Below are 26,051 nucleotides of genomic sequence, written 5' to 3' on the forward strand. Positions count from 1 at the left end.
CGGCCCGGAGCGCGTTCGATGACCCTCTCCGAGCTGTACGTGATGCTGCTGATCGGCGGCACGGTACTGCTGGCCAGCATCGCCGCGGCCCGCGCCGCCCACCGCATCGGCCTGCCCAGCCTGCTGCTGTTCCTGTGCGTCGGGCTCGTCGCGGGCGAGGACGGGCTCGGCCTGCGCTTCGACGACGCCCAGCTGGCCCAGGCTCTGGGTGCCGCCGCCCTCGCGCTCATCCTGGTCGAGGGCGGGCTGACCACCCGGTGGAGCGACGTCCGGCGCCTGCTCGCACCGGCCGGCGTGCTCGCCACGGTGGGCGTGGTGATCTCCGTGGTGGTGACCGCCGCGGGTGCGCACTGGCTGCTGGGGATCGACTGGCGGCTGGCCCTGCTGATCGGTGCGATCGTCTCCTCCACCGACGCCGCCGCCGTCTTCTCCGTACTGCGCGCCCTGCCGCTGCCGCGCAAGGTGAGCGTGCTCGTGGAGGCCGAGTCCGGCTTCAACGACGCGCCCACCATCATCCTGGTCCTGCTCTTCTCCACCGCCGCCGATCTGCCGGGCCCGCTCCCCGTCGTGGGCAACCTCCTCTTCCAGCTCGTGGTCGGCGGCGTCCTGGGCGTGGTGATCGGCCGCCTGGGCGTCGCCGCGCTGCGGCACATCGCCCTGCCCGCGACCGGCCTGTACCCGCTGGCCACCGTCGGTTTCGGCGTCATCGCCTTCGCCGCCGCCGGAGCGCTCGGCGCCAGCGGCATCATCGCCGCCTACCTCTCCGGGCTCGTCCTCGGCAACGCCAAGCTGCCGCACCGCGCGGCCACCCGCTCCTTCTCCGAGGGCGTCGGCTGGCTGGCCCAGATCGGGCTGTTCGTCATGCTCGGCCTGCTCGTCGACCCGAGCGAGCTGCCCTCCGCGATCCTCCCGGCCCTGGTCGTCGGCCTGGTCCTGCTGCTGCTCGCCCGGCCGGTGTCGGTGCTGCTCTGCCTGCTGCCGTTCCGCGTGCCCTGGCGCGAGCAGGTCTTCATCTCCTGGGCCGGTCTGCGCGGCGCGGTCCCCATCGTGCTCACGACCTTCCCGGTCGTGGCCGGGGTGACCGGTGCGCGCGACGCCCTGAACATCGTGTTCGTGCTCGTCGTCCTCTTCACCCTGCTCCAGGGGCCCACGCTGCCCGCCGTCGCCCGGTGGACGGGGGTGACCCGTCCGGACGCGCTGCGCGAGATCCAGGTCGAGACCGCGCCGCTCGACGTCCTGGACGCCGACCTGCTCACCGTGTCCGTGCCGCCGGGTTCGCGACTGCACGGCGTCACCGTCTTCGAACTGCGGCTGCCGCACCCGACGGCCGTCACCCTGGTCGTCCGCGACGGCGCCAGTCTCGTACCCGACCGCGACACCGTGCTGCGCGCCGGTGACGAACTGCTCCTCATCACCACACCCCAGGTCCGGGAGGCGGCGGAACGCCGGCTGCGCGCCGTCGGCCGCCGCGGCAAACTGGCCCGCTGGCTGGGCGAGCACGGCACTCCGGAGTCGGAGCCATTGCTCCCCATGCACCCCGAAAAGCATCACAATGCGTAATAAGTGATGCGGTAAACTTCTTTACCGAGCCGTGATGCTCCGTCGAGCGGACGGGCGCTCAGTTCACCCAGACGGTACGGCAGTTCGAGGAGACGGGGGGCAAGCCGGATGCACCAGACGCACCGAGCCGCCCCGGCCGTCAGCCCCGCCGACCCCGTGAACCCCGCGCGCATCGACAACACGGCCCGAGACAGCGTCCCCGAATCCTGACGCACCTCCTCGCTCCACCTCAGCCACGCGCAACGAGCCACGGCAGCCATCCGCCGACCACAGCCGTAGCCGCATACAGCCGCAACGCCGGGCAGCCGTCGTAGCCGCGGGCAGCGCCACCTCGCCGCTGCAGGCAGCCGCCCCCGCCGCAGCTGCGGGCAGCCCCGCCGCTGCTGCGGGCAGTCGTGCCGCTGGGGCGGCACGGGTGGGCGCAGCGGCACCCCGCTACGCCGGGCAGCGCCCCCACCCCGCCCGCACCGACCACGCACCCGCACCGACCACGCACCCGCACCCGCGCACGACCCCGGAGGACAGACGCCCGTGCACAACACGACCGCCGTGCTCATCGAACTCGGAGCGATCATCCTCGCCCTGGGCGTCCTCGGCCGCATCGCCGGCCGCGTGGGCTTCTCGCCCATCCCCCTCTACCTGCTGGCCGGCCTCGCCTTCGGCCACGGCGGCATCCTGCCCCTGCAGGCCAGCGAGGAGTTCACCGCCACGGGCGCGGAAATCGGCGTCATCCTGCTCCTGCTCCTGCTCGGCCTCGAGTACAGCGCCTCCGAACTGGTCACCAACCTCAAGACCCAATACCCCTCCGGCGCCGTCGACTTCGTCCTGAACGCCGTACCCGGCGCCGTGGCGGCACTGGTCCTGGGCTGGGGCCCGGTGGCCGCCGTCGCGCTCGCGGGCGTCACCTGGATCTCGTCCTCCGGCGTGATCGCCAAGGTCCTCGGCGACCTGGGCCGGCTGGGCAACCGCGAAACCCCGGTCGTCCTCGGCGTCCTCGTCATCGAGGACCTCGCCATGGCCGTCTACCTGCCGATCCTCACGGCCCTGCTCGCCGGCGTCAGCCTGGCCGGCGGCGCCGTCACCCTGCTGATCTCCCTGGGCACCGTCGGTGCCGTCCTCTACCTCGCGCTGCGCCACGGGCGGCTGATCAGCCGCGCGGTCTCCTCCGACAGCGCGGAAACGCTCCTGCTGGTGGTCCTCGGCCTGACCCTCGTGGTGGCGGGCCTCGCCCAGGAACTCCAGGTCTCCGCCGCGGTCGGCGCGTTCCTCGTCGGCATCGCCCTGTCCGGCGAGGTCGCCGAAGGTGCCAGCAGCCTCCTCACCCCGCTGCGCGACCTGTTCGCCGCCGTCTTCTTCGTCTTCTTCGGCCTGTCCACCAACCCGGCCGACATCCCGCCGGTCCTGGTCCCGGCCCTGCTCCTCGCCGCCGTCACCACCCTCACCAAGGTCGCCACCGGCTGGTACGCCGCCCACCGCGCCGGCCTGCGCGGCGCGGGCCGCTGGCGGGCGGGCGGCACGCTGGTGGCCCGCGGCGAGTTCTCGATCGTGATCGCCGGCCTCGCGGTGGGTGTCGAGCCCCGCATCGGCCCGTTGGCGACGGCGTACGTCCTCATCCTCGTCGTACTCGGCCCGCTCACGGCGCGCTTCACCGAGCCCCTCGCCCGCCGTCTCACCCGCGGCCCCCGCAAGTCCGCACCGGCCACCGCGACCAGCCCCGCGGAGTCGACGCACGCCAACGTGTGAGGGCGGGGGCGAGGCCCGCGCAAGCGACGCGAGGAGCCGGGCTCACTCCCGCCCGAGGATCTCCGCGGCCGCGTCGACGCCCTCCCGCGTCCCGATCACGATCAGCGTGTCGCCGCCGGCCAGCCGGAAGTCCGGCCCCGGGGACGGGAGCGCCTCGGTCCGCCGCAGCACCGCGACGATGGACACCCCGGTCTCGGTACGGGTGCGGGTGTCGCCCAGCAGGCGCCCGTTCCAGTGCGACGCGGTCGAGAGGCCGATCCGCTCCGCGACCAGCCCCAGTTCGGTCGTCGACAGCAGGCTCGGGCTGTGATGGGCGGGCCTGAGCGCGTCGACGACCAGGGCCGCCTCCTGCGCGTCCAGCCGCACCGACAGCGCGGCGTCGTCCGGATCGTCCTTGCGGTACGCACTCAGCGTCCGCGCCCCGGCAGGCTCAGCCACCACCGACAGCCGGCGCCGCTCCCGGGTGACCAGGTCGTAGCGCACCCCTATCCCCGGCAACGGCGTCCTGCTCGTACGCGCAGCACCCACGGCCGCCTCCCTGTCTCCCCACGCCAGTCCTTCCGGCAATCCGGGACACCCTAGATCCTTCCCGGCCGGGCGCCACCACCCCGGGCCACTCCCATACGCCTCCCTTACGCCGGACCGCCCTCCTTGTCCGGCATGACGACGAGACTGATGAGGTGGCGGACGCGGCCGTCGTCCGGTCTGCGCCCGGTGCGCCGGGCGACCACGGCCTCCAGCTCCGCGACGAGTTCGGTGAACTCCTCGTCCGTCAGCCAGACCGCGCCCTGCCGGTAGAGGACGCCTTCGCGGACGGGCTCGGTGTCGTCGCGGGAGAGGTAGCGGTCGAAGTCGGCCATGAGGGCGCCGGTGAAGACGGTGAAGGCCTGCCGGTGGTCGTCCTTGGTCATGGCGGCGCGGGCGTCCTCGTCGACGAGGGCCTCGTCCTGGCGGACCCGGTAGCTGCGCTCGACGGTGCCGCGCACGCGCTTCTCCTGGCTCACCTCCAGGACACCGGCCTTGGTGAGCGCGGCCATGTGCCGGTACATGGACGCGGGCGTAACGTCGGGGAGCCGTTCGCGCAGCTGAGCCGTGGTCAGTTCACCGGCGCCGACCAGGGTTTGGAGGATGCGCATGCGGACCGGGTGGAGGAGGAGATTCGAGGTAGCCATGGGATCAATGTTCTCACATCTGATAACGTTCTCGTAGTTGAGAGCGATCGAGAGAGGCGGAGCCTTGCCCGAAACCGACCTGACGGTCACCGCGGACGACGGGACCCTGCTGGCCGGCACCCTGAGTCTTCCCGCCGGCCCCGGACCGCACCCCGCCGTCCTCCTGCTGCACGGCTCGGGCCCCTTGGACCGCGAGGGCAACACGCCCAAGCTGCCGCTGAACCTCGGGCGTCCGCTGGCCGACGCCCTGGCCGCGGCGGGCGTCGCCACGCTGCGCTACGACCGGCGCGGCGCGGGTACCACCCCCGGTGTCTGGGAGGAGAGCGGCTTCACCGACAACCGCCGCGACGCGAGCGCCGCCCTGCGCGACCTGGCCGCACACCCGGACATACGCCCCGACGCCGTCGGCGTCGTCGGCCACAGCGAGGGCGCCCTGCACGCGATGACCCTCGCCGCCCGGCACGAGGTCGCGGCGGCGGTACTGCTGGCCGGGTTCGCCCGCGAGGGCGAGGCGGCCTTCCGCTGGCAGGCGGCGTCGGTCTTCGGCGGCATGCCCGCCCCCGTCCGCCTGCTGCGCCGCCCGCTGGGCGCTCTGGGCGAGCGCGTCCTGGCCCGCGTCAAGCGCACCCGCACCGACGTGGCGCGCATCGCCGGTCTCCGGCTCAACGCCCGGTGGATGCGCGAGATGCTCGTCCACGACACCCGTGACGACCTGGCCGCCGTCCCGGCCACGGTGCCCGTCCTCGCCGTCACCGGTGACAAGGACGTCCAGGTCCCTCCCGCCGACCTGGACGAGATCCGGCGCCTGGTGCCCGGCGGCGACACCGAGATCCACCGCGTTCCCGACCTGACCCACGTACTGCGCCGCGACACGGGCCGGCCCACGCTCCGTTCCTACCGTCGCCTCCTGCGCGAGCCGGTCGACCCCGAGTTGCTCACCCTCGTCGCGACCTGGATCGAGGCCCGCCTGCGCGAGCCCTCGGGCGCCCCCGCGGAGGAGCGGCGTACGACCCGCTCCTGACCTCGACGACACAACGTCGGGCGCGCACGGCACACAGCACCCACGTCACCCATCACGCACGTCACCCATCACCACGGACAACCGGAGGTTTTGCATGCCCACTTCACGCACCGCGTCGCACGGCACCTCGCTCGGCGCATCCGTCCGTACCGCCGCACCGGCCCCCGGCCGCCACTACCGCGCCGACCTCACCCTCTTCACGGTCATCGCCTTCGCCGTGAGCTGGCTCTCCTGGGGTACGGCGATCGCGCTGGGCGGCACGGAGACGAACGAAGCCGCCAACGCCCCCTACATGCTCGGCGCCTTCGGCCCCCTGATAGGCGCCCTCGTCATCCGCGTACGCCGCCGCCGACGCGGCGAACCGGTCCCGGAGCACGTGGTCCCCTTCCGGGCGGCGCTCCTCCTCAAGGCCGTACTGCTGCTGGTGCTGGGCTCGGCGACGGTACTGGCCGCCGCCCTGCTGGCGAGCCGTGCGGGCGGCCCGGAACTGAGCCTGGACGTGGCGAAGGACGCCGTCGAGGACTTCGGCGGGCCCGCCGCGTTCCTCGTCGGCATGCTGGTCAGCGGCCCGCTGTCCGAGGAACCGGGCTGGCGGGGCACCGCCTACCCGAGGCTGCGCGAAAAGCTGGGGACTTTCCAGGTCTGCCTGGTCCTGGGCGTCACCTGGGCGGTGTGGCACCTCCCCCTCTTCTTCATCGACGGCACCGTCCAGCACGACCTGGGACTCGGCACCCCGAGCGGTGTCCTGTTCGTCGTCAGCAACATCCCGATGGCCATGCTCGTCACCGCCGCCTACGAGCGCGCCGGCATCGTCGCCTCGATCGCGGTGCACTTCGCGGTCAACACGACGATGATCCTGCTCGCCGTGGAGGAGCCGGAGGTACAGGCCATGATCCTCGGCATTCAGGCCCTGACGGTGACGGCCCTCCTCCTCACCCACCGCACGGGACGGCAGCGCCCGTAGACTCCGCGACCATGACGGACGATCTCCGCTTCACGGTCCTCGGCAGCGCGAGCCCGTACCCCCGGGCAGGGAACCCCTGCTCGGGGTACCTCGTCGAAGGCGGGGGCCGGGGCGAGTGCGGGGGCACCCGGCTGTGGATGGACGCCGGAAGCGGGACACTCGGCGCGCTGCGCGAGCACATACGCCTGGACCAACTCGACGGCATCTGGATCTCCCATCTGCACGCGGACCACTGCGCCGACCTGCTGACCGCGTACTACGGCCTGCTGTACGCGGACGTCGAACTCGCCGCCCCCGTCCCCCTGCTGGCACCGCCCGGCATCGCCGACCGGCTCGCCGGGTTCCTTACCAACGGCCCGCGGCGGAGCCCGGTCGAGGACGCCTTCCGAGTCGTCGAACTCCACGACCGCCACCGCGCCCGGATCGGCGGCCTCACGCTCACCAGCCACGCCGTGTCGCACGGGATGCCCGCCTTCGGGGTCCGCGTCGAGACCGAGGACGGTGCCTGCCTCGCCTACTCCGGGGACAGCGCCCCCTGCGAGGCGCTCACCGAACTCGCCGACAACTGCACGGTGCTGCTGTGCGAGGCCGACTCCGCCCAGGCACCGCAGGCCGGCACCGAGGCGGTGCACCACACCCCGGAGGAGGCGGGTACGACCGCTGCCACCGCCGGCGCGCACCACCTGGTCGTCACCCACCTCGGCCCGTTCCTGGAGCCGGCGGCCGCTCTCGACCGGGCGGCGGCGCGCTACGAGGGCCCGGTGGAGTACGCGGCGCCCGGCCGCACCTTCGTGGTGGCGTGAGCGTGGCCCGGCTGGCTCGGCCCGGCTGCCCGGCTCGGCTGCACGCCTACGCGACCGGAAAGTCGAAGTACGTGTCCGGGTGAGGTTCCTCCTTCAGCGTGTAGTGCCACCACTCGCAGTCGTATGAGGCGAAACCGCAGGCCGCCATGATCGAGCGCAGATGCCGGCGGTTCGCCGCCTCGTCCCGCGAGACCTCTCGGGCGTCATGATGCGATATCGCGTCCATGAGGTCGTGGTCGCCGCCCATGGGAGCGAGTTCACCGGTGGTCAGGTGGTACAGCGTCAAGTCCACGGCGCCACCCCGACTGTGGCCCGACCTGGCGGCCACGTACCCCCTGTCGAACATCTCGGCCCTGCCAATGTTCGGATAGTGCCGGGCCTTCGTCCGGCCGTCCTCCGGCTGTTGCGACCAGCGGAGGAAGCAGTCCACGGCACGCTGCGGGCGGTAACCGTCCCAGAGGAGCAGCCCGAAGCCGAGTTCTTCGGCCCGCTCTTGTGCGCTTCCCAGAGCCGCGCACAGGGCCTTCGTGCCGACGATCCGGTTCGCCAGGTATCCGTCCACGGGTTTGCCGGTGAAGTTGTCCCAGGTGGCGTACTTGGCGTCCCACCGGATTCCGGACACCAGCTCGTCCACGAAGGCGAAGTCCCCGGTCATCGGAGCTTCCCCGTCAACGCCAGGGACAGCATCCGGTCGATCACCTCGGAGAGCGGCAGACCCGCGGCCGCCATCATCCTGGGATAACGGCTGTACGAGGTCATGCCGGGCAGGGTGTTGACCTCGTTGAGGACGACTTCCCCGTCCTCCTTGAGGAACATGTCCACCCGGGACAGCCCCCGGCATCCCAGGGCGCGGTACACGGCCTTCGCGGTCTCCTGGACGAGCGACCGCTTCTCAGCCGGTATGTCAGCGGGGACGACCGGCGTCGAGTTCTCCGAGCCGCTCTCGGGCTCCTCCTCCTGATGGATCCGGAAGAATCCGTGGGAGAGCGCGATGCGGTCCACTTCGCCCGCGATCAGGTCGGGGTCGTTCCCCAGGATGGCGCAGCCGATCTCGCTGCCGACGACGGCCGCTTCGATCAGCACCTTCGTGTCGTACCGCCGGGCGGACTCCACCGCGGTCGCCAGGTCTTCCGGCCGGGACACCTTGCTGACGCCGAATGACGACCCCGAACGGGCCGGCTTCACGAAGACGGGATACGTGAGCCGGCCGGGATCGATGGTCTCGTCCCCCGTCACGGTCCAGAAATCCGGCGTGGCGATCCCCGCGCTCCTGGCGACGACGTACGCGAGGGATTTGTCCATGCACAGGGCGGAGCTCTGGACGTCACAGCCCACGTACGGAATGCCGGAGAGCTCCAGCAACCCCTGCGTCGCACCGTCCTCGCCGAGGGTGCCGTGCAGGACGGGGAGGACGACGTCCAGGCGGACCGTCCGGTACCGCCCCTGCTCCAGGACGAGCAGCCCGTGCACGCTCCGGTCCGGTGAGAGCACGACCGGACGGCAGTCGCCGTTCTCCCAGTCCGGGCCGGGACCGTCGCAGAGCCTCCAGGCGCCGTCCTTCGTAATCCCCACGAAGAAGGGCTGGTACTTCTCGGTGTCGAGGTTGCTTGCGACCTCCTGGGCCGACTTGACGGATACGGCGTGTTCTTCGGAAGAACCCCCGAATACGATGCCGACCTGCAACCTGGCCAACTTGTCCGACTCAGCCATGCTGTTTCCTGCTTCCGAAATTCAGGCAGTTGATGATGGAGTTCTCGACCGTGTCCCTCAGGGCGTGGTCGGTGTAATAGGCGGTGTGCGGGCTGATGAGTACGTTCGGCATCTTCTGCAGCCTCGGCAGCCACGTGCTTTCGATGGTCCTGTTTCTGCAGTCGGCGTAGAAGATTCCTTCCTCGCCCTCGACGACATCCAGCGCCGCACCGCTCAATCTGCCGCTCTCCAGCGCCGGGACCAGTGCCTCGGTGTCGATGAGCGGGCCGCGTCCGGTGTTGATGACGAACGCGCCCCTTTTCATCTTCCGGATACGTCGTTGATCGAGAAGGTGATGCGTGTCCGGAGTCAGCGGTACATGAAGCGACACGATGTCGCTCGACCGCAGCAACTCGTCGAGAGAGACGTAATCTGCCGTGATGGTGGGCCGATTCCCGTGGGCCAGTACACGAGAGCCAAAACCCCGCAGCCTGTCCACGACCGCCGCACCGATGCGCCCCGTTCCGATCACCCCGACGGTCAGATCGCGCAGCTCCCTCCCGCGCATCTCGTTCAGCCGGTAGTCGTGCAGCTCCGCGCGGCGCACGGTGGATTTCGCGTTGCGCACCGACATCAGCATGAGCATCAGGGTGTAGTCGGCCACACTGTCGGGGGAGTAGACGACGTTCTCAACGGATATCCCCACACCGGCCGCGTATTCCACGTCGATGTGGTTGTAGCCGATACTCCGGGTGGATATGTACGTCACGCCGGCTCGGTGGAGTGCACGGAGAGTGGCAGGCGTGACAGGGGTCTTGTGCCCAATGCTGATGCATTGGTTTCCGGTCACCAGCTCGACGTTTTCTTCGGATACGGCGGCCTCGGTGAGAGTCGTCTCGACGCCGAAACGGGGCGCCGTCCGACGGAACAGGACGGCCTCGTCCTGTCCGCAGCCGTAAACCGTGATTCCCGTTGCCGGAAGGAGCGGTGACGGGGGAGGGATCGAGGAGGTCGAGGAGAAGGTCATGCCTCCATTCAAGGCGCCTCGGTGTTGCCGTCCCGTATGCGCTTTTCGATATCCTGACGATATATTACCAACCAGTAATGCTGGCTAGGTGGCGGCTCATCGACCACGCCGCTTCATATAGAGGTCGAAGGTCCGGTACACCAGCGGCCGCAGCGGCAGGTCCCACTCGCCCACGTACCGCACGGCCCGACCGCCGGTGCCGACCTTGAACTGGATCAGCCCGACGTGCGGGTCGTCCGCGTCGAGGGTCGGAGTGATGCCGCGCAGGTCGTAGACGTCGCAGTCGGCGGCGAGCGCGTCGCGGATCATCGCCCACTGGCAGGCGTTGGAGCCACGCACCTCGCGCTTCCCGGTGGACGAGGCGCCGTAGGCGTACACGGCGTGGGTGCCGACCCGGACCATGACGGTGGCGGCAACCAGGTCGCCCCGGTGGCGGGCCAGGTACAGCTTGATCCGCTCGGGGTCCTCGGCACCGAGCACGGCGAACATGGTCGCGAAGTAGCGCAGCGGCCGGGGCGTGAAGCGGTCCCGCTCGGCGGTGTGGACGTAGAGGTCGTGGAACGCCTTCACGTCGTCCGCGACCGCCGCGTCCCCAACCGTGGCATTCCCGACCGTGGCATTCCCGGGCGTGACATCCCCGAGTGTGACCTTGACGCCCTCCTTGGCCGCCTTCCGTATGTTGCGCCGCCAGAGCTGGTTCATGCCTCTGAGCAGGTCGTCCTCGGTTCTTCCGGCCAGGGGGACCTCGTACTTGAACTGCGGATGCCCGACCCCGAAGCCGTCCTCCGGGCTCTGTGGCAGCCAGCCGGCGTCCCTCAGCCGACCGGTCACGTGGGCGCCGACGGGATCGGTCCACCGGGTGGGCAGTCCGGTGAGCCGCCGCGTGCCCGGATCGGCGATGCCTTCCTTGATCTCGTCGGCGCTCCAGACGTCTGTGCACACCGGCGGACCGAGCCGTATCGCGAACGCACCGCGCGCCTTGAGATATGCGGCCAGCGGATCGAGCCACGCGTCGATGTCGCCGGTCCAGTCGATGACCGGGCCCTCGGGCAGATAAGCCAGCGTGAAGCGCTCGAGCCGTGGCACAGGCCGGTGCAGGACGAGCCCGGCACCGACCAGCCGCCCGCCGTCGTACCAGCCCAGGGACTCGCTGCGCCACTCGGTCTTGACGCGCCCCCAGGCGGGGGTCTGCAGGAAGCTGACCGAGCGCTGCGCCCGCACGAACGCGAGGTGCTCGGCGGCGCTGATCGGCCGGACGGTCGGCCGCGTCGGGGCCGCTGTTCGTACTGGTTCGCTGTAGGCCATGCCTCCAGTCAAGGCGGCGGGGTGTTGCCGACGCGTATGCGGATTTTGATACGTCGACGATATGTTCCGGGCCGGACCGGCCGCGCGGATCGCCCGCGCCCTGCCCGTCAGGCGATGCTCACCAGGCCGACCAGGCTCACCAGCTGACCCCGGCCGCCACGGGCAGATGGTCGCTGCCGGTGGCGGGCAGCGTCCACGAACCGGTCGGCTCCACGCCGCGCACCAGGATCTGGTCGATCCGCGCCACCGGGAACTTCGCCGGCCAGCTGAAGCCGAACCCGTCCCCGGCCACGTCCTGGACCGAGTGCAGCTGCGAGGTGATGCCCGCCAACGCGCGGTCGTCCAAGGTGCCGTTCAGGTCGCCGAGCAGCGCGACCCGCTCACTGCGGTCGGCGGCGAGGGCCGCGCCGAGCGCCTGCGCGTTCCGGTCGCGGGAGTCCGTCCAGAATCCCGCCCGGGGATTGAGCCGTACGGAGCCCAGGTGGGCCACGTACACCACCAGCGGGCCCTTGTCCGTGGCCACCGTGGTGCGCAGCGCCCGGTTGCCGGCCATCGTGACGTCGGCCGGTTTGGTGGCCGCCAGTGGCCCGTAGTCCGTGGCGATGTCGACCGGCCGCGTGCCCGACAGCGGCAGCTTGCTCCACACCCCGACCGTGCCCTGCACCGTGTGGTACGGGTACTCCCTGGCCAGCCCTTTCTCGTACACACCCCGGTCCTGTGCGGTGATCTCCTCCAGTGCCAGTACGTCCACTCCGGAGGCGGCCAGGTCGCGGGCGGTACCGGCCGGGTCCGGGTTCTCGGCGCCGACGTTGTGGGAGGCCAGGGTGAGGTCGCCGCCCGAGCCGGACTTGTCGCCGAGCAGCCCGCCGAAGAGGCTCAGCCAGACCGTGACCGGCAGCACCAGCGCGGTCACCGCGGCGGGGGAGCGGCGCCACAGCGCTCCGGCGGCCAGCACGGGGACGAACAGGCCGAACCACGGCAGGAAGGTCTCGACCAGGCTGCCGACGGACCCGAACCGGTTCGGAATCTCCGCGTGCAGCATCATCACGAGGCCCAGCAGCAGCGCCGACACCGTGAGCAGCGGCGCACGCTTCCAGAGCTCCGGGCGCACGGCGCTGCGGAGCGCCGCCCGGGAAAGCCGTCTCCGAGCCGGTGCCGGTGCCGGCACCGCTGCGGTCGGCGGTGGGACTGCTGGTGCTGCTGGTGCTGGCGGGGCCGGTGGCGAGGTCTGACGCATACGAACAGTGAACGCGGCAGGGTGTTGCCGGCACGTATGCGGTTTTCGATATGCCGACGATATGTGGCGACTCGTAACCTCGACACCATGCGTGTGCTGATTGTCGAGGACGAGCCCTACCTGGCGGAAGCGATCCGCGACGGCCTGCGCCTGGAGGCCATCGCGGCCGACATCGCGGGCGACGGCGACACCGCGCTGGAGCTGCTGAGCGTCAACGCCTACGACATCGCCGTCCTCGACCGCGACATCCCCGGCCCGTCCGGTGACGAGATCGCCGAACGTATCGTCGCCTCCGGCAGCGGCATGCCGATCCTCATGCTCACCGCGGCCGACCGCCTCGACGACAAGGCGTCCGGCTTCGGACTCGGCGCCGACGACTACCTCACCAAGCCGTTCGAACTGCAGGAGCTCGCGCTCAGGCTCCGGGCACTCGACCGCAGGCGCGCCCACAGCAGGCCTCCGGTGCGGGAGATCGCCGGTCTGCGCCTCGACCCGTTCCGCAGGGAGGTCTACCGGGGCGGCCGCTACGTCGCGTTGACCAGGAAGCAGTTCGCCGTGCTCGAAGTCCTGGTCGCCGCCGAGGGCGGTGTCGTCAGCGCCGAGGAACTTTTGGAACGCGCGTGGGACGAGAACGCCGACCCGTTCACCAACGCCGTCCGCATCACCGTCTCCGCCCTGCGCAAGCGACTGGGCGAACCGGGGATCATCGCCACCGTGCCGGGCGCCGGCTACCGCATCGACACGGCACCCGTCACCGAGCGGGCGGGCAGTGACCGTGGATAGGAGACCCGGCCTGAGCGTCCGACTGAAGCTCACCCTCAGCTACGCGGGATTCCTCATGCTCGCGGGTGTCCTGCTGCTGGCAGCCGTGGGGGTGTTCCTCGTGCGGCAGGGGTGGTTGATCACCAATGAATGGGGGGCGGTGAGAGCGACTCCGGGCACGATCTTCCTCCGCAGTTTCGCCCCCACGGCAGCCTGGGTCATGGCGTTCCTCCTGGTGTTCGGCCTCGTGGGCGGATGGTTCCTCGCCGGACGCATGCTCGCCCCCCTGGACCGCATCACGGAGGCCACCCGCACCGCCGCGACCGGATCCCTCTCCCACCGCATCCGGCTGCCGGGCCGCAGGGACGAGTACCGCGAACTCGCCGACGCCTTCGACGAGATGCTCGCCCGCCTCGAAGCCCACGTGGCCGAACAGCGGCGCTTCGCGGCCAACGCCTCGCACGAGCTGCGCACCCCGCTGGCCGTCTCGAAGGCCATCCTCGACGTGGCCCGCACCGACCCGCACCAGGACCCCGGCGAGATCATCGACCGCCTCCACGCCGTGAACACCAGGGCGATCGACCTCACCGAGGCTCTGCTCCTGCTCAGCCGTGCCGGCCAGCGCTCCTTCACCCGGGAGCAGGTCGATCTGTCCCTCCTCGCGGAGGAAGCCACCGAGACCCTGCTCCCCTTCGCGGAGAAGCACGGTGTCACCCTCGAAACCAGCGGCCAGGTAACCCTCGCCCTCGGATCACCGGCCCTCCTCCTCCAACTGACCACGAACCTCGTCCACAACGCGATCGTCCACAACCTCCCCGGCCGGGGCAGGGTCTGGATCCACACCGCCCCCGGCCCCCGCACCACGCGGCTCGTCGTCGAGAACACCGGCGACCTGATCAGCCCCCACCAGGCCTCGACCCTCACCGAACCCTTCCAGCGCGGCACCGAACGCGTACACACCGACCACCCCGGCGTCGGCCTGGGCCTGGCCATCGTCAACACCATCACCCAGGCCCACGACGGCACCCTCACCCTCACCCCACGCCACAGCGGTGGCCTCCGCATCACGGTGGAGCTGCCCGCGGCCTCGGCGTACACCGGCAGATGAGCCACGCAGACCGCGCCCGGGCCGCCCTCCGGCTCAGCCCACCGCAGCCAGACGCTCCCCGACGAGGTGCTCCCCGTAGCTCCGGCAGTGTCCCGGCTCCTGGGCGCGGAAGGCACGCTCACAGCCGTCGCAGGTCTGGAAGGGCAGTACTGCCGGTCGGGGAACGACGACGGGCGGGGGTGGTGCCGGTAGAGGAGTTTCCCGGAGCCGGAAGGCGAGGACTCTGGCCGGACGGGCCTGAAAACGGTTGGGAAGCCCAGTGGTCAGCAGCTCGGTGATCTCCCGCGGCGCGACCCCGGCCGCCAGCCATTCGCCTACGGCAGGTGCCAGGCCCACGGCTTCCCGCGTGGACAGCACGAGACGGGCGTCGACCCGGCGCAGGGCGGACAGGACGGCGATCGCCTTCGGATCGGCGTTGGCGAGCGCGGGCGCCGCCGCCTCCTCCTGCGTGGGCGGCGCGGTCTCGCGATCAGCGGGCCGCCGCTGCGGCCGATCCGGCGTCGGTGGCACCGGCACCGGCACCGGCACCGGCACCGGCACCGGCACCGGCGGCTCCGGGTGGCTGCCCGGCGGCCCCTCATCACCGGGCACGTCGTAGAAGTAAGTCCGAGTACGGATCTGCCCAGAGGCCAGCCGCTCTCGACGACGCTCCAGGTACCCGGCGGCTTCCAACTCCCGCAAGGCGCGCGAAATCAGAATCTCGCCCTCGCTGAAGTGCCCGCACAGGGCGGCGATGGTCACGGGGGCGCCGGTGGGCAGCGACAGGATGTACACGGCCACGCCGACCGTGACCGCGCTGCCGCGCCGCTGGGCGAGGGCGTTGGAGATCACCGTGAAGTCGGCGGTGAGCCGGGTGCGTACGTGGGTCACGCCGGAGGTCGGTGCTCCGGCGTCGGCGCGCAGGCGCGCGTTAGACTGCGAGTCAGCCATCGGGAAGCGTCTTCTTCCTTGATCGGTTAGGCCCTCGCTCGGGACTGCGAATCCCGGCCGGGGGCCGCTCTGTTGTGGGCGGTTGGTGTGCTCTTGCGGCGAACGTAACGGCCCGAATCCCGCACCCGCAAGCCAGTCACTCGCACGGGTGACACGCGCGCACCGGCGCGGGGAGGGTGGGTGGGCGGGTAGTTCTTTCCCCGGTTCTTTGGGGAGGTCAGTGGCCCACCGGCACCTCGCGAACGAGGCACCGGCGGACCCGGAGAACAGCCGCCGACCGACGCCCCGTCGGCTCAGGGACGGCGCCGACCGCCCTTGACCTCGCTTGTGAACGCGGCCCAGGAGCCGTCCCCGAAGGAGACGACAGGCCCGCCCGGAACCTTGCTGTCACGAACGGGCACGACGCCCGTGAATCCGTCGGCGACCTCCATGAGACACCGCCCGCCCCGAGTGGGCGGTGTCTTGTCTTCCAGTTGACCTGTAGACGTCCCTCGGGTCAGTCGGCGAGTATCCGCGGGTGACAGATGAAGCCGATCACCGGAAACCGCTCACAGGGAACCCGAAAGGCATCCGTTTCGTCGAGCTGTCCGGCAGGGTGATGTCCGCTCTGCTCGACGGAGACCTGTCCGGAGCCGGCAGGATGGCCGGGGTTCCGCTGACCGAGTACTTCATGACCGACGGAGCACGGTGGCTGTGGCGGTACCGGCTCGACCAGATGGCAGCCGATCCCGACCATGCGCGGTGGATGGTGCGGCAGGCGGTCGTCGGTGACGAGGGTCTGGTCGTGGGACATGCCGGGTTCCACGGACCTCCTGATGAGGTCGGCATGGTCGAGATCGGCTACTCCGTCGCTCCCGACTTCCGTCGCCAGGGATACGCCCGATCCGTACTGACCGAGTTGCTTCGCCGGGCAGCAGCCGAACCCGCAGTCACGACCGTACGGGCGGCGATCAGCCCCGACAACGCGGCATCCCTGGCCACGATCTCGGGCTTCGGCTTCGTCGAGGTCGGCGAGCAGTGGGACGAAGAGGACGGTCTCGAAATCGTCTTCGAGGTCCCCGTCTGAAGCGTTCACACGGTGGAGCAGGGGCGATGGGCGTACCGCAGGATTGGTTGCCGCGGCCCTGGTGCGCTACGTAGCTGCTGACGCTGCGGAAGGTGACGGGTGCAGAGGAGGAAAGGGCTTGGGCGCTTAGGCCGGTTACGGAACACAGGCCGAAGTGCTCGCGGTCCTGCTGGAGGTTCTCGGTGAGGCGGCAGTGGTTCTCTCTTATGACGAGGACAGCACGTTGCTGCACTGAGCTTGCGCCGCTTCGGCGCTGTTGGGACCTCTCGGCTGGACTGGCGAGGTGCCGAAGTCTTTCGGAGCTCTGCAGCGTTCGGTCGGGTGTCTCAATGACGTCGTCGCGGACATGGACGGGATCTTCGGAGGCTGATCCGCAGTCGTAGACGCGCGGGAAGCGTTAGTCACGCACATGGACACGCAAACGAAACAGGTGAGGCACCTACTCAATCGAGTAGGTGCCTCACCTGGTACTTCTCTGTCGGGGTGGCGGGATTTGAACCCACGACCTCTTCGTCCCGAACGAAGCGCGCTACCAAGCTGCGCCACACCCCGATCGTCGCTGCTCGTCGCGGCGACGTCGTTTACTTTAGCCCACCGTTGGCCGGAGACGAAATCCGGTTTATCGGGGGCGGCGGAGCGGGTCCGGGCGGATGTGGTCCAGGGCGACGAGGAGTACGGCCAAGGCGTATAGGGCGAGGCCGATGAGGAGGGCGTTGCCGAGGACGATCTTGTAGCCGTGCTGGGCGACGTCGAGGAAGGGGTAGAGGTAGCGGTCCTGGGCGCCGGGGGGGAGCAGCTCGCCGCGGGCCAGCGAGAAGGCCAGGTAGGCCAGGGGGTACAGGAGCCATACGGGGGCCTGGCGCAGGTGCAGGCGGCCGGCGGGGGTGAGGAGGAGCCAGTCCAGGGCCGCGGCCACCGGTACCGCCGTGTGGAGGATGTGGGTCGCGGCGGTCTGCCAGGCCGTGCCGGTGCCGTCGGGCGTGGCGAACGGGCTCGACGCGTGAGCCAGGAGCACGTGGTGGACCAGGGCCGCGGCGACGACGTAGAAGAGGGCCGCGCCCGTGAGGGCGCCCGGCAGGGGGTGGTGGGCGGACCAGGCGCACCGGGCGGAGGCGAGCATGACCAGCGCCAGCAGGATGCCGCTCTGGATCGTGAAGTGGCTCAGGGCCGTCGTGGGCGGGATGTCGGCGGCGAGCAGTTCGATCGCCACGCCGGTCAGGGCCAGCAGCGCGATCAGGCCACGGAAGGCGGAGACCGGGCGACGGCGGGCCGGGATCAGTACGGCACGGGCCGGTACGACGGTGGGTGGCAGGACGACGTGGCCCGGGATCGGGGGGAGGTCCGGGATGTCCCTGGGTATCGGGGCTGTCATGGCCTCAACGTAGACAGACCGGACATAGCGGGCTATGTGGGTGGGCCGTGTGGGTTACCCGGTCACCTGGCTACCCCCGCCGCCCGTCTGGATTCGACCGCAGGCTCCCCCCGGGTCGGTCAGCTCTCCCGGCCCACCAGCGTCAGCAGCGTCGCCTCCGGTGGGCAGGCGAAGCGGAACGGGGTGTATCGGTTCGCGCCGCAGCCGGCCGAGACGTGGAGGTGGGCCGTGTGACCGCCGGACGTGTGCGTGGACAGGCCCTTCACGCGGTCGGTGTCCAGATCGCAGTTGGTGACCAGGGCGCCGTAGAAGGGGATGCACAGCTGGCCGCCGTGGGTGTGGCCGGCCAGGATCAGGGGGTAGCCGTCCGCCGTGTAGGAGTCCAGGACGCGCAGGTACGGCGCGTGGACCACGCCCATCGAGAAGTCGGCCGTGGGGGACGGGCCGCCGGCCACCTCCGTGTACCGGTCCCGCTTGATGTGCGGATCGTCCAGTCCCGTCAGCTCGACCGACATGCCCTCGATCTTGAGCGTGCCGCGGGTGTTCGTCAGGTTCTGCCAGCCCGCGGCGTCGAAACCGTCGCGCAGGTCCTCCCACGGGTTGTGGACGGCACCCACGACGGGCGGGTTGCCGTTGAGGCCGTGGCGGCCCTGGACCTTCTCGAGCAGGTAGCGGGCGGGGTTGCGGGGCCGCGGCCCGTAGTAGTCGTTGGAGCCGAAGACATAGGCACCCGGGAACTCCATCAGGGGGCCCAGGGAGTCCAGGACCTCGGGAATTCCCTCCGGGTCGGACAGGTTGTCGCCGGTGTTGATCACGAAGTCGGGACGCAGCCCGGCCAGCGACCGCAGCCAGCGCTGCTTCTTGCGCTGACCGCCGACCATGTGGATGTCGGAGACCTGGAGCACCCGCAGGGGACGCATCCCGGACGGGAGGACGGGGACCGTCACCCGCCGGAGGCGGAAGGACCGGGGCTCGATCCCCGCCGCGTAGATCAGACCGGCGGCGCCAACCGCCGTGATTCCCAGGGGTACTCCGTATCGCGCGCGCATACGTCCATCGTCTCAGAAGCGTCCGGGAAGCGGCGGTGGGAGGCTGCCCGCGGCGGCGTCCACCAGGGCGCGTAAATCAGCGGGCGCCGTTCCTCGCGTACCTGCGACAATCAGGTCCATGACCACGCTCAAGGCGAAGCTGCACAACGACCTCAACTCCTCGATCAAGGAGCGCGACGAGCTCCGCTCCTCCACGCTCCGGCTGACTCTGGCCGCGATCACCAAGGAGGAGGTCGCGGGGAAGGAGAAGCGCGAGCTCTCCGACGACGAGGTGCAGAAGGTGATCACCCGTGAGGCGAAGAAGCGCCGCGAGGCCGCCGAGGCCTTCGCCCAGGGCGGCCGCGCCGAGCAGGCCGAGCGGGAGAAGGCGGAGGGCGAGGTGCTCGCCGCCTACCTGCCGAAGCAGCTCTCCGACGACGAGCTGAACGCGATCGTCGCGCAGGCCGTGCAGGAGGCGAAGGCGGCCGGCGCCGAGGGGCCGCGGGCCATGGGCGCCGTGATGAAGATCGTGAACCCGAAGGTGGCCGGGCAGGCCGAGGGCGGCCGGGTCGCCGCCGCGGTCAAGAAGCTCCTGGCCGGCTGAGCCGCCGCGCGGCGTCCTTGCGACGCGGGCGAAGCCGGTTACGCCGGCAAAGCTGGTTACGCGGTAAAGCCGGTTACGCCGGTAACACGTGTGAGGGCCCTCACCGCAGTCGCGGCGAGGGCCCTCACACGTGAAAGGAACGGGTCAGCGTCGTCCGCCGGGGCCGTTGCCCGGGCCCTGGATCAGGTTGCCCGGGAAGCCGCCGTCCCCGCCGCCGTCGCCCGTGCCGCCGTTGGTCAGGCCGGCGATGAAGCCGTCGTCGTCGCCGTTGTTCCCGTCGTCGGGCTTGTCCTCGTCGCGGCCCTTGTCCTTGTCCTTGTTTTTGTCCTTGTCCTTGTTCTTGTCGCCGTCCGGGATGTCGACGAGGTTGAACGAGGGGGAGTCCTTGCCCGACAGGGCGCCGGTCATGGCGTCCTTCCAGATCGGGCCCGGGACCGCGCCACCGAAGACGAGGGGGTGGTAGACGCCGCCGATCGTGATGTTCTTCATCTCGACCTCCTGGCTGGCGCTGCCGACCCAGACGGCGCCCGACATGTTCGGCGTGTAGCCGACGAACCAGGCGTTCTTGCGCTCGTCGGTCGTACCCGTCTTGCCGGCGTTGGCGCGGTCGCTCAGACCGGCCGCCTTACCGGTACCGGAGTCGACCACGCCCTGCAGCAGGGTGTTCACGCTGTCCGCGGTCTTCTCCGTCATGGCGCGCGAGCACGTCGACTTCGGCACCTCGAGCGACTTCTGCTTGTTGCCGACCTTCTGGGTGATCGACTCGATCGCGACCGGCGTGCAGTACATGCCGCGCGAGGCGAAGGTCGCGTAGGCGCTCGCCATCGTCAGCGGGGACATACCGACCGAGCCGAGGGCGAGGGCCGAGGGGTTCTGCGGCAGCTTGTCCCCGTTGCCCTGGTGGACGTGGAGCTTGTCCGCCATGGACGCGACCGGGCACAGACCGATGTCGGCGAGCATCTGGACGAAGTAGGTGTTGACCGACTTGGCCATCGCCTCCTTCAGCCGGTACGGGCCGACCTCCGACTCGTTCTCGTTCTCGAGGCGGTAGCCCGAGTCGTTGATCCAGGGCTTGTCACAGGTCTGGATGGGGCTCGGGTAGTCCATGTCGTACGGCGACGCGTACTCCTTCGTCGCCGGTACGTTCTCCTCCAGGGCCGCGGCCGCCAGGAACGGCTTGAACGTCGAACCCGTCGGGAAGCCGTAGTTGGAGCCGCCCACGGCGTGGTCGACCGAGTAGTTGATCTCGGTCTCGTTCTTGCCGTAGCCGTACGGCTTCGACTGGCCCATGGCGACGATCCGGCCGGTGCCGGGTTCGACCAGGGTGCTGGCCGCGGCGACCGAGTCCGACTTGTTGACGTGGTCCTTGAGCGACTCGTGCACCGACTCCTGCGCCTGCGGGTCGAGCGTCGTGCGGACGGTCAGGCCGCCCTGGTTCCAGACCTTGGCCCGGTCCTTGCGGGTCTTGCCGAAGACCGGTTCGCTCAGGAAGACCTCGCGCACGTAGTCGCAGAAGAAGCTCGCGTCGTTCACGGCCGTGATGCAGCCGTTCTTCGGCTTGCTGACCTTCAGCCCGAGCGGTGCCTTCTTCGCCTTCTCGGCCTGGGCCGGGGAGATGTCGCCGACCTGGGCCATGCGGTTCAGCACGATGTTGCGCCGCTTGGTGGCCTCCGCCTCGTCGTTGACCGGGTCGTACCGGCTGGGCGACTGGACGATGCCGGCCAGGAGGGCGGCCTCCTGGACGTTGAGGTCCTTGGCGTGCTTGGAGAAGTAACGCTGGGAGGCCGCCTCGACGCCGTAGGCCTGCTGGCCGAAGAACGTGATGTTCAGGTAGTTCTCGAGGATCTTCTTCTTGCCCAGCTCCTCCTCGACCTGGATCGCGAGCTTCAGCTCCTGGATCTTGCGGCCGATGGTCTGCTGGGTGGCCTGGGCGACCTTCGTCGCGTCGTCGCCCGCTTCCTCCACGAAGACGTTCTTGACGTACTGCTGGGTGAGCGTGGAGGCGCCCTCGGAGACCTCGCCGCTGCGCGCGTTCTTGTTGAGGGCGCGCAGGACGCCCTTGAGGTCGATCGCGCCGTGCTCGTAGAAGCGGGAGTCCTCGATCGCGACGATCGCCTTCTGCATGTACGGCGAGATGTCCTTGAGGTCCACCACCGTACGGTCGCGCGAGTAGACCGTGGCGATGGTGCCGCCCTCGGCGTCGAGGATGGTGGTGCGCTGGCTCAGCGGGGGAGTCTTCAGGTTGGTCGGCAGGGCGTCGAAGCCCTCCACCGACCCCTTGGCGGCCAGCCCCAGCGCGCCCACGGCGGGCAACGCGATGCCGGCCAGCACTGCTCCCGCGAGCACACTGACACCGAGGAACTTGGCGGCCTGCTGCGTTGGCGACAGACCACCGCCCGAGCGCTTCTTTGGCATGGAGGCAGCCTACGTTCTCATTCGCCGGACACGCGTATATGCCTTGGCCTAAGCTGCACTCAACTGTCACAGCAGTGAGGCCACGTATCAATACGTCCGGCGACCCCGAATCGTTCCGGATCCGCTCGATTTTTTTCCGAGGGGCCCCGCTGGGGGGCGCGTTGGTGTGTACCGGCGCGTGCCACGGCGTGTGGGGTGCGTGTCCGAATCCGCCTTGTGTGTCAATCGGTGTCCGTTGTGGCGCAACAGAGATGACCTGTATGTCGGGATCGTCGCGCATGTCGCCAGCTCACTCCCCCGGGTGATCTGCCGCTTACCCATAGTCCGTTCGGGCCATTCAAGATTGGGCCCGAAGGGGGTGTTGCGCTGTGCCCACCTTCCGTAACGTCCTCAACTGGCGGCGGTGAATATGCCGCTGCCGCCGTGGGGGAGCCTCGATTCGGGAGAGGACGGCGCCGGTATGGGCTGGGTAACCGACTGGAGTGCGCAGGCCGCCTGCCGCACTACCGATCCGGACGAACTGTTCGTTCAGGGAGCAGCGCAGAACAGGGCCAAGGCGGTGTGCACCGGATGTCCGGTGCGGACCGAGTGCCTGGCCGACGCGCTCGACAACCGCGTCGAGTTCGGCGTGTGGGGAGGCATGACGGAGCGGGAACGCCGCGCGCTGCTGCGCAGGCGGCCCACCGTGACCTCCTGGCGCCGGCTCCTCGAGACGGCGCGGACGGAGTACGAACGAGGGGTCGGCATCGTGCCCCTCGACGACGACGAGGTGTACGAGAACTACGCGGCCGTGGGCTGAGTCCGTACGGCCGGATCAGGCCTCCGGATCACGCGTCCGGATCACGCGTCCGGTTCGGGCAGCTCGGGTCGGCCGGTGGCCAGGCGTGCCCCGATGTCCCGCAGCCCCGCGAGGTCGTGCACATCGCCGGGCAGCGCGGCCACCTCGGTGACCGCGACCTCGGGATGACGCGCGGTGAAGCGGTCCCGCGTGCGCTGCTCGCGGGCGAGCAGGTGCATGCGCTCCGCGTGCAGCCGCAGCAGGCCCGCGGCGAGCGCGTCGACGGATCGCTCCGCCGTGTCGGAAACCTCGGGTGAGGTGCCGGAGGCCTCGGGAGAGGTGCCGGAAGCCTCGGGAGAGGCGGTGGAGGCCCCGGGTGAGGCGTCGGGGGCGGAGTCGCCGGGCTCGGAGCCGGTCACTTCTGAACTGCCGGGCGGGGCGTCTGAACTGCCGTACGTGTCGGGAGAGTTGCCGGGAGCGGTACGAAGTCCAGCTTTCCCGCCGTCCTGATCCACAATGCGGGGATCCTCAAGATTTTCCGCGGCGGCGAGTGCCCGCTCGGCCGACAGGCGGTCGGCGCCGCTGCCGTGGACCCGGTTGAGCACCAGACCGGCGAGCGGCATGTCCTCGGCCGCCAGCCGCTGAACGAAGTACGCGGCCTCGCGCAGTGCGTCCCGCTCCGGGGCCGCGACCACCAGGAACGCCGTCCCGGGCGCCTGGAGCAGCTTGTACGTCGCGTCCGCGCGCGTGCGGAAGCCGCCGAACATCGAGTCCATCGCGGCCACGAAGGTCTGCACGTCCTTGAGGAACTGCCCGCCCAGCACCTTCCCCAGGACGCCGGTCATCATCGACATGCCGACGTTCAGGAACTTCATCCCGGCCCGGCCGCCGACCTTCGCCGGGGCCAGCAGGACGCGGATCAGCTTGCCGTCCAGGAAGGAACCGAGACGCTTGGGGGCGTCCAGGAAGTCCAGCGCCGAGCGGGACGGCGGTGTGTCGACGACGATGAGGTCCCACTCGTCCCTCGACCGCAGCTGCCCCAGCTTCTCCATCGCCATGTACTCCTGCGTGCCCGCGAAGCCCGCCGAGAGCGACTGGTAGAAGGGGTTGCCCAGAATCGCCGCCGCCCGTTCGGGATCCGCGTGGGACTCGACGATCTCGTCGAAGGTCCGCTTCATGTCGAGCATCATGGCGTGCAGCTCGCCGCCCGCCGAGTCGTCGACGCCCTTCACCCGGCGCGGGGTGTTGTCCAGCGAGTCGATGCCCATGGACTGCGCGAGCCGCCGGGCCGGGTCGATGGTGAGGACGACCACCTTGCGGCCGCGCTCGGCCGCCCGCAGGCCCAGGGCCGCCGCCGTGGTCGTCTTGCCGACCCCGCCCGAACCGCAGCACACCACGATGCGGTTGTGCGGGTCCTCCAGCAGGGCGTCGACGTCGAGAGCGCGCGCGGGGGTCAGGCGGCGCGCGCCCTCCTGGTGGCGGGCCGGGTCGTCCGGACTCATGCGATCCCCTGCTTCCGCAGCTCGGTGGCGAGCTCGTACAGGCCCGCCAGGTCCATGCCCTCCGCGAGCAGCGGCAGTTCGTGCGCCGGCAGGCCCAGCTCGCCGAGGACCGCCCGCTGCTCCTGCTCCAGCGCGTACCGCTCGGCGTACTCGCCGGCCTGGGCGAGGAGCGGGTCCACCAGCCGCTCGGCGTGCCCGCCCCGCCGTGCCCCGCCGAGTCCCGCCCCGGACAGGGACCGGGCCAGCGCCGTACGCGGTGTCTCCCGTACGAGCTCCAGGCCGGCGGCGTCCAGGACCTGGGGCCGGACCATGTTCACGACGACCCGGCCCACCGGGAGCCGCGCCGTCCGCAGCTCGGCGATGCCGTCCACGGTCTCCTGGACCGGCATCTCCTCCAGCAGTGTCACCAGGTGCACGGCGGTCTCCCGCGACTTCAGCACCCGCATCACGGCCTGCGCCTGATTGTGTATGGGGCCGACCTTCGCGAGCCCCGCCACCTCGTCGTTGACGTTGAGGAAGCGCGTGATGCGGCCGGTCGGCGGGGCGTCCATGACGACGTAGTCGTACACGAACCGCCCCTGCTTGTCCTTGCGCCGGACCGCCTCGCACGCCTTGCCGGTCAGCAGGACGTCCCTGACCCCCGGCGCGATGGTGGTCGCGAAGTCGATCGCGCCGAGTTTCTTCAGGGCCCGTCCGGCACTGCCCAGCTTGTAGAACATCTGGAGGTAGTCCAGAAGGGCCAGTTCGGCGTCGATGGCGAGGGCGTACACCTCCCCGCCCCCGGGAGCGACGGCGATCTTCCGCTCCTCATAAGGCAGCGCCTCCGTTTCGAAGAGCTGCGCGATGCCCTGGCGGCCCTCGACCTCGACGAGAAGCGCGCGCTTCCCCTCGGTGGCCAAGGCCAGCGCGAGGGCCGCGGCCACCGTGGTCTTGCCGGTACCGCCCTTGCCGCTGACGACCTGGAGCCTGCTCACGTATTCGAGCGTAACCAGTCCGCGCGCGGAGTACGCCGGTGGCTGTGGACAACGTGGTCGCGGCCGACGCGCGCGGGGGCCGGGCAGCGGCCGCGGACGGCCCCCGGACAGCGGCTGCGGAGGTGCCCCGGCCAGCGGCTAGAGTCGGCCGCATGACCAAGTGGGAATACGCAACCGTGCCGCTGCTCGTCCATGCCACGAAGCAGATTCTGGACACCTGGGGCGAGGACGGCTGGGAGCTCGTCCAGGTCGTGCCCGGGCCGAACAACCCCGAGCAGCTCGTCGCCTACCTGAAGCGGGAGAAGCAGGCATGAGCGCCGTCGAGGCGAAGCTCGCCGAGCTCGGTCTGACGCTGCCCGAGGTCGTCCCGCCGCTGGCCGCCTACCAGCCGGCCGTGCAGTCCGGCCCGTACGTCTACACGTCCGGCCAGCTGCCGATGCTGGGGGGCAAGCTTCCGGTCACCGGCAAGGTCGGTGCCGAGGTCACCCCGGACGAGGCCAAGGAACTGGCCCGCACCTGCGCGCTGAACGCCCTGGCCGCCGTGAAGTCCGTCGCCGGTGACCTCGACCGCGTCGCGCGTGTCGTCAAGGTCGTCGGCTTCGTCGCCTCCGCGACCGACTTCACCGGCCAGCCCGGTGTGATCAACGGCGCCAGCGAACTCCTCGGCGAGGTCCTCGGCGACAAGGGCGTGCACGCCCGCAGCGCGGTCGGCGTCGCGGTCCTGCCGCTGGATGCGCCGGTGGAGGTCGAGATCCAGGTGGAGCTCGTCCAGCCGTAACGACCGGGTGTCCGGTAGGCCGACGGAGCGGACTTCCCGCCGTACACCGGCGGAGCGGACTGCCTGCCGTACGCCGGCAGAGCGGGGAGAACGGACGCCGGGTGTGCGGCGCGCGCGTTGCCAGGCCGGCAACAAACCTCGCGCCCGCCGCACCGCCCCCGCAGTATCGGTCCCGGTGCCCCGTACGGAGCGGGAGCCGGCCCCGGCCGGCCC

The 26,051-nt window shown here is 70.5% G+C and carries 26 protein-coding genes and 1 tRNA gene; 12 read left to right on the plus strand and 15 right to left on the minus strand.

Annotation, left to right across the window (positions count from 1 at the left end; all coding sequences use genetic code 11):
- Positions 1 to 18 precede the first annotated feature (18 nt).
- Both ACZ7MF_RS28505 and ACZ7MF_RS28510 read left to right on the plus strand, forming a co-directional pair.
- A complete protein-coding gene (locus ACZ7MF_RS28505) occupies positions 19 to 1,560 on the plus strand; it encodes a potassium/proton antiporter (RefSeq protein WP_471480897.1) in 1,542 nt (513 codons plus the stop codon).
- Between the two features lie 531 nt (positions 1,561 to 2,091).
- Entirely contained in the window at positions 2,092 to 3,303 is a 1,212-nt protein-coding gene (locus ACZ7MF_RS28510) for a cation:proton antiporter (RefSeq protein ID WP_471480899.1), read from the plus strand.
- Positions 3,304 to 3,345: 42 nt separating this feature from the next.
- Here the strand turns inward: ACZ7MF_RS28510 and ACZ7MF_RS28515 are convergent, their stop codons facing one another.
- Positions 3,346 to 3,831 (minus strand): cation:proton antiporter regulatory subunit, encoded by a 486-nt coding sequence (locus ACZ7MF_RS28515; protein ID WP_356859800.1) that lies wholly within the window; start codon positions 3,829 to 3,831, stop codon positions 3,346 to 3,348.
- A gap of 104 nt (positions 3,832 to 3,935) precedes the next feature.
- A complete protein-coding gene (locus ACZ7MF_RS28520; protein WP_471480903.1) occupies positions 3,936 to 4,475 on the minus strand; it encodes a helix-turn-helix domain-containing protein in 540 nt (179 codons plus the stop codon).
- 64 nt (positions 4,476 to 4,539) lie between these two features.
- Here ACZ7MF_RS28520 and ACZ7MF_RS28525 point away from each other — a divergent pair, with 64 nt between their 5' ends.
- The 3 genes from ACZ7MF_RS28525 (at position 4,540) to ACZ7MF_RS28535 (ending at position 7,263) form a co-directional block, all read left to right on the plus strand.
- Positions 4,540 to 5,496 carry an alpha/beta hydrolase gene (locus tag ACZ7MF_RS28525; RefSeq protein WP_471480904.1) on the plus strand — a complete coding sequence of 319 codons (957 nt, stop codon included), beginning with the start codon at positions 4,540 to 4,542 and terminating at the stop codon, positions 5,494 to 5,496.
- A 94-nt stretch (positions 5,497 to 5,590) separates the two neighbouring features.
- Positions 5,591 to 6,460, plus strand: coding sequence for a lysostaphin resistance A-like protein (locus ACZ7MF_RS28530; RefSeq protein WP_471480906.1), 870 nt, complete (start codon positions 5,591 to 5,593; stop codon positions 6,458 to 6,460).
- Between the two features lie 11 nt (positions 6,461 to 6,471).
- Positions 6,472 to 7,263 (plus strand): MBL fold metallo-hydrolase, encoded by a 792-nt coding sequence (locus tag ACZ7MF_RS28535; RefSeq protein WP_471480908.1) that lies wholly within the window; start codon positions 6,472 to 6,474, stop codon positions 7,261 to 7,263.
- Positions 7,264 to 7,309: 46 nt separating this feature from the next.
- On the opposite strand, the gene vanX is transcribed toward ACZ7MF_RS28535, so the two are convergent.
- From vanX to vanJ, 5 genes are all read right to left on the minus strand, one after another.
- The gene (gene vanX, locus ACZ7MF_RS28540) at positions 7,310 to 7,918 is read right to left on the minus strand and encodes a D-Ala-D-Ala dipeptidase VanX (protein ID WP_471480910.1); all 609 of its coding nucleotides are present in this window, start codon (positions 7,916 to 7,918) and stop codon (positions 7,310 to 7,312) included.
- Entirely contained in the window at positions 7,915 to 8,955 is a 1,041-nt protein-coding gene (vanA-Sc, locus tag ACZ7MF_RS28545; RefSeq protein WP_471481216.1) for a D-alanine--(R)-lactate ligase VanA-Sc, read from the minus strand. Before vanA-Sc ends, vanX begins: the two co-directional genes overlap by 4 nt.
- Positions 8,956 to 8,965: 10 nt before the next feature.
- A complete protein-coding gene (vanH-Sc, locus tag ACZ7MF_RS28550) occupies positions 8,966 to 9,979 on the minus strand; it encodes a D-lactate dehydrogenase VanH-Sc (RefSeq protein WP_471480911.1) in 1,014 nt (337 codons plus the stop codon).
- Between the two features lie 96 nt (positions 9,980 to 10,075).
- Positions 10,076 to 11,284 (minus strand): lipid II:glycine glycyltransferase FemX, encoded by a 1,209-nt coding sequence (locus ACZ7MF_RS28555; RefSeq protein WP_471480913.1) that lies wholly within the window; start codon positions 11,282 to 11,284, stop codon positions 10,076 to 10,078.
- A gap of 136 nt (positions 11,285 to 11,420) precedes the next feature.
- Complete coding sequence (gene vanJ / locus ACZ7MF_RS28560) at positions 11,421 to 12,521, minus strand: teicoplanin resistance protein VanJ (protein WP_471480915.1); 1,101 nt, start codon at positions 12,519 to 12,521, stop codon at positions 11,421 to 11,423.
- Between the two features lie 87 nt (positions 12,522 to 12,608).
- On the opposite strand from vanJ, the gene vanR-Sc reads away from it, so the two are divergent.
- Together vanR-Sc and vanS-Sc are read left to right on the plus strand one after the other, a co-directional pair.
- Positions 12,609 to 13,304 (plus strand): VanSc-type vancomycin resistance response regulator transcription factor VanR, encoded by a 696-nt coding sequence (vanR-Sc, locus tag ACZ7MF_RS28565; RefSeq protein ID WP_388519253.1) that lies wholly within the window; start codon positions 12,609 to 12,611, stop codon positions 13,302 to 13,304.
- The gene (gene vanS-Sc / locus ACZ7MF_RS28570) at positions 13,297 to 14,391 is read left to right on the plus strand and encodes a VanSc-type vancomycin resistance histidine kinase VanS (protein WP_471480917.1); all 1,095 of its coding nucleotides are present in this window, start codon (positions 13,297 to 13,299) and stop codon (positions 14,389 to 14,391) included. Before vanR-Sc ends, vanS-Sc begins: the two co-directional genes overlap by 8 nt.
- Positions 14,392 to 14,424: 33 nt before the next feature.
- Here the strand turns inward: vanS-Sc and ACZ7MF_RS28575 are convergent, their stop codons facing one another.
- Together ACZ7MF_RS28575 and ACZ7MF_RS28580 are read right to left on the minus strand one after the other, a co-directional pair.
- Positions 14,425 to 15,321 carry a hypothetical protein gene (locus ACZ7MF_RS28575; RefSeq protein WP_471480919.1) on the minus strand — a complete coding sequence of 299 codons (897 nt, stop codon included), beginning with the start codon at positions 15,319 to 15,321 and terminating at the stop codon, positions 14,425 to 14,427.
- 293 nt (positions 15,322 to 15,614) lie between these two features.
- Entirely contained in the window at positions 15,615 to 15,752 is a 138-nt protein-coding gene (locus tag ACZ7MF_RS28580) for a DUF397 domain-containing protein (RefSeq protein WP_471480922.1), read from the minus strand.
- Positions 15,753 to 15,919: 167 nt separating this feature from the next.
- Between ACZ7MF_RS28580 and ACZ7MF_RS28585 the strand changes: the two genes are divergently transcribed.
- Entirely contained in the window at positions 15,920 to 16,387 is a 468-nt protein-coding gene (locus ACZ7MF_RS28585) for a GNAT family N-acetyltransferase (protein WP_471480924.1), read from the plus strand.
- A 478-nt stretch (positions 16,388 to 16,865) separates the two neighbouring features.
- On the opposite strand, the gene ACZ7MF_RS28590 is transcribed toward ACZ7MF_RS28585, so the two are convergent.
- From ACZ7MF_RS28590 to ACZ7MF_RS28600, 3 genes are all read right to left on the minus strand, one after another.
- Positions 16,866 to 16,939, minus strand: a tRNA-Pro gene (locus ACZ7MF_RS28590).
- A gap of 67 nt (positions 16,940 to 17,006) precedes the next feature.
- Positions 17,007 to 17,759, minus strand: a complete 753-nt coding sequence (locus ACZ7MF_RS28595; RefSeq protein WP_471480926.1) for a Pr6Pr family membrane protein — start codon at positions 17,757 to 17,759, stop codon at positions 17,007 to 17,009.
- 119 nt (positions 17,760 to 17,878) lie between these two features.
- Positions 17,879 to 18,808 (minus strand): metallophosphoesterase, encoded by a 930-nt coding sequence (locus ACZ7MF_RS28600; protein ID WP_356859738.1) that lies wholly within the window; start codon positions 18,806 to 18,808, stop codon positions 17,879 to 17,881.
- Positions 18,809 to 18,926: 118 nt separating this feature from the next.
- Between ACZ7MF_RS28600 and ACZ7MF_RS28605 the strand changes: the two genes are divergently transcribed.
- On the plus strand, positions 18,927 to 19,391 hold the full coding sequence (locus ACZ7MF_RS28605; protein WP_471480928.1) for a GatB/YqeY domain-containing protein: 465 nt from the start codon (positions 18,927 to 18,929) through the stop codon (positions 19,389 to 19,391).
- Between the two features lie 144 nt (positions 19,392 to 19,535).
- On the opposite strand, the gene ACZ7MF_RS28610 is transcribed toward ACZ7MF_RS28605, so the two are convergent.
- Positions 19,536 to 21,806 (minus strand): transglycosylase domain-containing protein, encoded by a 2,271-nt coding sequence (locus tag ACZ7MF_RS28610; RefSeq protein WP_471480930.1) that lies wholly within the window; start codon positions 21,804 to 21,806, stop codon positions 19,536 to 19,538.
- 460 nt (positions 21,807 to 22,266) lie between these two features.
- Between ACZ7MF_RS28610 and wblA the strand changes: the two genes are divergently transcribed.
- Complete coding sequence (wblA, locus tag ACZ7MF_RS28615; protein ID WP_011029097.1) at positions 22,267 to 22,605, plus strand: transcriptional regulator WblA; 339 nt, start codon at positions 22,267 to 22,269, stop codon at positions 22,603 to 22,605.
- A gap of 41 nt (positions 22,606 to 22,646) precedes the next feature.
- Here the strand turns inward: wblA and bagB are convergent, their stop codons facing one another.
- Positions 22,647 to 24,086 carry an ATPase BagB gene (gene bagB, locus ACZ7MF_RS28620; RefSeq protein WP_471480932.1) on the minus strand — a complete coding sequence of 480 codons (1,440 nt, stop codon included), beginning with the start codon at positions 24,084 to 24,086 and terminating at the stop codon, positions 22,647 to 22,649.
- Positions 24,083 to 25,060, minus strand: coding sequence for an ATPase BagA (gene bagA, locus ACZ7MF_RS28625; protein ID WP_471480934.1), 978 nt, complete (start codon positions 25,058 to 25,060; stop codon positions 24,083 to 24,085). The genes bagB and bagA overlap by 4 nt, the downstream gene beginning before the upstream one ends.
- Before the next feature lie 152 nt (positions 25,061 to 25,212).
- On the opposite strand from bagA, the gene ACZ7MF_RS28630 reads away from it, so the two are divergent.
- Both ACZ7MF_RS28630 and ACZ7MF_RS28635 read left to right on the plus strand, forming a co-directional pair.
- Positions 25,213 to 25,374, plus strand: a complete 162-nt coding sequence (locus ACZ7MF_RS28630) for a DUF4177 domain-containing protein (RefSeq protein ID WP_003975360.1) — start codon at positions 25,213 to 25,215, stop codon at positions 25,372 to 25,374.
- Entirely contained in the window at positions 25,371 to 25,838 is a 468-nt protein-coding gene (locus ACZ7MF_RS28635; RefSeq protein WP_104634494.1) for a RidA family protein, read from the plus strand. Before ACZ7MF_RS28630 ends, ACZ7MF_RS28635 begins: the two co-directional genes overlap by 4 nt.
- The last annotated feature ends 213 nt before the right edge of the window (positions 25,839 to 26,051 follow it).

The organism is Streptomyces sp. NPDC111628 (genome assembly GCF_055635195.1).